Below are 4,295 nucleotides of genomic sequence, written 5' to 3'. Positions count from 1 at the left end.
CCTGAAGCCCATCTACATGATCGACGAGCACCCCCTCCCCTGGCTCGCGCCGATGCTGAACGGCGTCGAGCACGCCAACTTCTTCGAACAGCGCGCGACCGAATATTCGAAGGCCGCGACCAAGGGTCAGTGGAACGACGTATGGGACTCGTTCGACAAGCGCCAGACGGCGAAGAAGGGAGTGCCGGCCGCGAACGAGGATCTGCAGATCGAGGGCGACATGTTCTCGGCGGCTGGAGTCGCGGCGGAGTGATTTTTTAAGAGGTAGAAAGGGCGTATAATGGGACCGTAAGTACAGAATTTTACGCGCGTGAAAACGGGCAGTCGTACACAGACATAACTCAACCCTGAATCGGAAAACCGACAGCTAGTAGGTTCGCTCTCGCGATTTGCATGAAAAATGAACGCGCCAGAGATTACAATCAGTTAGAACGTGAGGCGCTCCATGGAAACCTTAACTTTCTGGCTGCACATGGATGAGGAGTATATGTGGAGGTGGCATTGCTTTGACGCAAATCGCCTCCTCGTTGCTCGTTCAGCTAAGAGCTACTTCAGCTGTAACGAAGCCAAGGCAGCCATATCGGCTGTCAAGGCGCGAATGATCCAAGTAGCAGCCGCATAAAGAGCGAGCGGTCGGCAACGACCGCTCGCTTTGGCGTATTGAGCAGTATGATCAAGTGAGATGCCTTGCATAGCGCCCCTCACCGACCCTAAGATCCCGCTATGTTCCCTGCCGACCCGCTCAACGCCCACATCGACCTCCTCGCCACCGCGCGCGGCAAGCGGTTCGGTACGGTCCTCGCCGATCCGCCGTGGCAGTTCCAGAACCGCACCGGCAAGGTCGCGCCCGAGCACAAGCGGCTCAATCGCTACGGCACGATGACGCTGGACGAGATCTGCGCGCTGCCGGTCGCCGACGTTGCGGCCGATCCGGCGCACCTCTACCTATGGGTGCCGAACGCACTGCTGCCCGAGGGCATGCGGGTGATGGAGGCGTGGGGCTTCCGCTACATCTCCAACATCGTCTGGCACAAGGTGCGGAAGGACGGCGGCTCGGACGGGCGCGGCGTCGGCTTCTACTTCCGGAACGTCACCGAGCTGCTGCTGTTCGGCGTACGCGGCAAGAACGCGCGCACGCTCGCGCCCGGTCGCAGCCAGGTCAACATGATGCAGACTAGGAAGCGCGAGCACAGCCGCAAGCCCGACGAGCAGTACGACATCATCGAGGCGTGCAGCTGGGGCCCGCGCCTGGAAATGTTCAGTCGCGGCACCCGCAAGGGCTGGACGGTGTGGGGCAACCAGGCGGACGAGAGCTACAAGCCGACCTGGGATACCTACGCCCACAACAGCGCGGTCGCAGAGGCGGCGGAGTAGCCTACTCCTCCGACGGCAATTCCTCGGCGGCTGCCACCTGCGCGGACGACGGATCGCCGTCATCGACGTACAACGCCGGCTTGATCGCGAACGTCAGCACCGGGCAACCGCCCCCGCCGCCACCCTCGATGCGTGGTAGCAGCTTGTCGCGATGCGTGGTCGATGCGCCGTAGGACGCGCCTTTGCCGAGCGATTTAAAGATTGTCTGTAGTTCGCTACCCCGCGTCACGATCACGCCCACGTCGATCGCGCGCAGGTCGAACAGCAGCCGAAAATTGTTGAGATCTCGATCAAAGAACGGATCCTTGTTATTCCACTCGACTTCAAGCGCCACCCGCCCTTTCAAGCAGTCGATCTTGTGCGTCGGGCTGGCGAACGTCTCGTCGTCGAGCTGGATCGCGGTGCGGAACAGCTTCTCCTTCCAGCCACGCGCATAGAACCCACCGTCGATCTGCGAGGCGATCGGCGACTTGGCGCCGCCCGCCGCCTGAACCTCCGACCGCAGCAGGCGAAAACCACGCAGTACCTCGATGATCTCCGCCCATTCCTCCGGACATGCGGTAGTCAGGACGCCGGCAGCGTTCCGCCATTCGTCCACATGGTAGCGCTCGCGGAGATCGTCGGGAACAAGGTGAAGCGTCGACACCAGTCCATGATGAAGCCCCAACGGTCGCGACGCAACCGCTCACCCCCTACGTTTAATTACGTTCGTTCGACCGAGCTTAACCCAAAGCGCGGAAAGCAGAGAGCATGCTTCCCTCTGCGCGCCTCTTCCGCAGCCGTTGGGCCGCGCTGCTCTGGGCAGGCGGCATCGTCTGGTTCGCGGTCGACTTCGCTCAATCGCAAGTGACCGAAGCCGCGCCGACCAATGCCGCCGCATCTGACCGATCGAGCATGAACGAGGCGGAACTCGAGTCGCTGTCGAACGCGCTCACCCTTTAACTCACCGCGCCCGACGGACGGGCGCGTGGAAGTCGGGATCCTTGCCCGCGATCCAGCGCAGGAACCGCAATATGTCGGGGTGCGCCCGCAAATCCGCCGGGTCGGCGTACGCCCGCGCCAGTTCGGCGTTAGGCAGCGTCGCGTGAATGGTACGGTGGCAGATCGGGTGCACGGGCGCGGTGACGCGGCCGCCCTCGCTCTTGGGGACGAGATGGTGCCATTCCACCCGCGCGCCCAGCGGCCGCTCGCATAGCGCGCACCGCTGATCGACGGCGGCGCGGGCGGCGAGCACCTCCGCCGCCGCCAGCCCCGCCTTGCGCTTCACCCGACCCTTCATTCCCGCAATATGGGGATCGGGACCGGGCGCCACGAGGGCGGACGTTCCCTATTAAACGCCCGCCCGTCAGTACGTTAGAAGTGGAACACCGCGCCCGCCATCGGGCGGAAGCTGTCGGCGTTGCCGAACGTCGACACCTCGACGCGGAAGCGCACGCCGGCATTGCCGGTCAGGCCGCTCAGGCCGATGTCCTTCGGGCCGACCTCAGCGCCGACACCGTAGCTCACCGCGTGAAAGTCGGGGCTGTTCTTGCCGAAACGGTCGAAATTGACCCACTGATAGCCGACTTTGCCGTAGAACAGGCCGCTCTCGCCCGCGCGGAATCCGAAGCGACCGGCTGCGCCGTACTCCCAGTCGATGTCGCCCGAGAAGCCCTTGGCGGCATTGCCCTCGACGCCGACGAACACGGGACCGAGCGGCACGTTGACGCCCACTACGCCCTGCACCAGGCCGCCGTCGAGCTTGTTGCCTTGCGGACCGACGGCGGGGATGCCGTGACCCGGGCGGCGGTCGAAGCCCTCCCAGCCGCCCATCACCGCGACGTAAGGGTCGAGGCCGAACGCGCGGGTGCCATCCGGCGCCGTGGCGGGCGCGTCGCTGGCGGACGCAGGGGCGGTATTGCCGGCCATGTCCTGCGCGAAGGCGGGGACGGAAATGGTCGCCGCAGCCAGCGTCGCGGCAGCGAGGGTAAGCTTCAACATGAGGGAAATGACCTTCTTGATTTCGGGTGGCTGGCGAACGACCAAGCCGTCGTCCAGGCCGGTGAGAAGCGATCAGCTCTCCGTTAGTTTCGTCTTTTCATACGTTTACCCGAGCAATCTTGAACGTGTCGCAGCGCAGCAACGGTTCCTGTCACCGCGATGAACAAAGCATGGCAGTATCGTGGCGTCTTCTGGGCGAGGTCGGCGCGCTACGCCGTCGCTAGTACCGCTATCCGGCCGAGAACACCCATTACTGCCGCGCACGTTATTGCTCGCCCCCGTGCCCCAGCGCCTTGGTGCGGATCATCGACAACGCGGCGCGGCTCTCCGCCTGTTTAGAGTTGGGGCACCGTGGCCGCCCGACGGTCGAACCGAACAGCCAAGATGCACCCGTCTACGCATCGATACGCCGCCGACCCGATAACCGGCATGGTTCGCCGACGGCGCCACGCCTCACGGCCTCAGCGCAACGTCATCCTGGTCGCTGGTCGTGTCCTTGCCGTCGTCGTCCGTCTCGTCCTCGCCGGCGTCGAAATCATCCTGGGCGTCGTCCTCGTCCATGTCGTCCTCGTCCATGGTGACGGAGGCGTCGGCCTCGCCGACCTCCTCGGAGTCAATGTCGAGCTCGTCGATATTCTCGTCCTCGGCATCATCCTCGCCCAGGTCGGGATCGAGGTCGGTCAGTACCACGCCGTCGGTCGGGCCGTTGCGCGTCGCCTCCAAGATTTCGGCGCGCTGGCTCTCGTCGTAGCCCTCCTCGTCGTACCCGTCGTCGCCCGTGCCCATGCCAGGAACCTGGTGTCCGCCCATCTCATGTCTCCTTCGGGAGAGCGAACGGCGGGCGCGGAGCCGGGTTCCGTCAGGCGCCGAACAGCCGCCCGCGCTCGGTCCAGCCGATCGCGACCAGCGACAGCAACCCGACGACCAGGAACCCCGCGATC

At 64.5% G+C, this 4,295-nt stretch carries 6 protein-coding genes and 1 pseudogene; 3 read left to right on the top strand and 4 right to left on the bottom strand.

What is annotated here, in order from left to right:
• Together ACE5C1_RS15045 and ACE5C1_RS15040 are read left to right on the top strand one after the other, a co-directional pair.
• Window positions 1-253, top strand: a pseudogene (locus ACE5C1_RS15045) (ribonucleotide-diphosphate reductase subunit beta); the annotation flags it as partial.
• Window positions 254-723: 470 nt separating this feature from the next.
• Entirely contained in the window at window positions 724-1,374 is a 651-nt protein-coding gene (locus ACE5C1_RS15040; RefSeq protein WP_374944885.1) for an MT-A70 family methyltransferase, read from the top strand.
• A gap of 1 nt (window position 1,375) precedes the next feature.
• On the opposite strand, the gene ACE5C1_RS15035 is transcribed toward ACE5C1_RS15040, so the two are convergent.
• Entirely contained in the window at window positions 1,376-2,020 is a 645-nt protein-coding gene (locus ACE5C1_RS15035) for a BglII/BstYI family type II restriction endonuclease (RefSeq protein WP_374944884.1), read from the bottom strand.
• A 104-nt stretch (window positions 2,021-2,124) separates the two neighbouring features.
• On the opposite strand from ACE5C1_RS15035, the gene ACE5C1_RS15030 reads away from it, so the two are divergent.
• The gene (locus ACE5C1_RS15030) at window positions 2,125-2,316 is read left to right on the top strand and encodes a hypothetical protein (RefSeq protein WP_374944883.1); all 192 of its coding nucleotides are present in this window, start codon (window positions 2,125-2,127) and stop codon (window positions 2,314-2,316) included.
• A gap of 1 nt (window position 2,317) precedes the next feature.
• Here the strand turns inward: ACE5C1_RS15030 and ACE5C1_RS15025 are convergent, their stop codons facing one another.
• The 3 genes from ACE5C1_RS15025 to ACE5C1_RS15015 all read right to left on the bottom strand — a co-directional run bounded on the left by ACE5C1_RS15025 (window position 2,318) and on the right by ACE5C1_RS15015 (window position 4,164).
• Window positions 2,318-2,653: an HNH endonuclease gene (locus ACE5C1_RS15025; RefSeq protein WP_374944882.1), complete on the bottom strand. Its 336-nt coding sequence runs from the start codon at window positions 2,651-2,653 to the stop codon at window positions 2,318-2,320.
• Window positions 2,654-2,727: 74 nt separating this feature from the next.
• Complete coding sequence (locus tag ACE5C1_RS15020) at window positions 2,728-3,354, bottom strand: opacity protein (RefSeq protein WP_374944881.1); 627 nt, start codon at window positions 3,352-3,354, stop codon at window positions 2,728-2,730.
• Between the two features lie 453 nt (window positions 3,355-3,807).
• Window positions 3,808-4,164, bottom strand: a complete 357-nt coding sequence (locus tag ACE5C1_RS15015) for a DNA primase (protein WP_374944880.1) — start codon at window positions 4,162-4,164, stop codon at window positions 3,808-3,810.
• Window positions 4,165-4,295 lie beyond the last annotated feature (131 nt).

It is taken from the genome of Sphingomonas sp. (assembly GCF_964263785.1).
Taxonomy (GTDB): Bacteria; Pseudomonadota; Alphaproteobacteria; order Sphingomonadales; family Sphingomonadaceae; genus Sphingomonas.
This window is presented reverse-complemented; position numbering and strand designations above follow the sequence as displayed.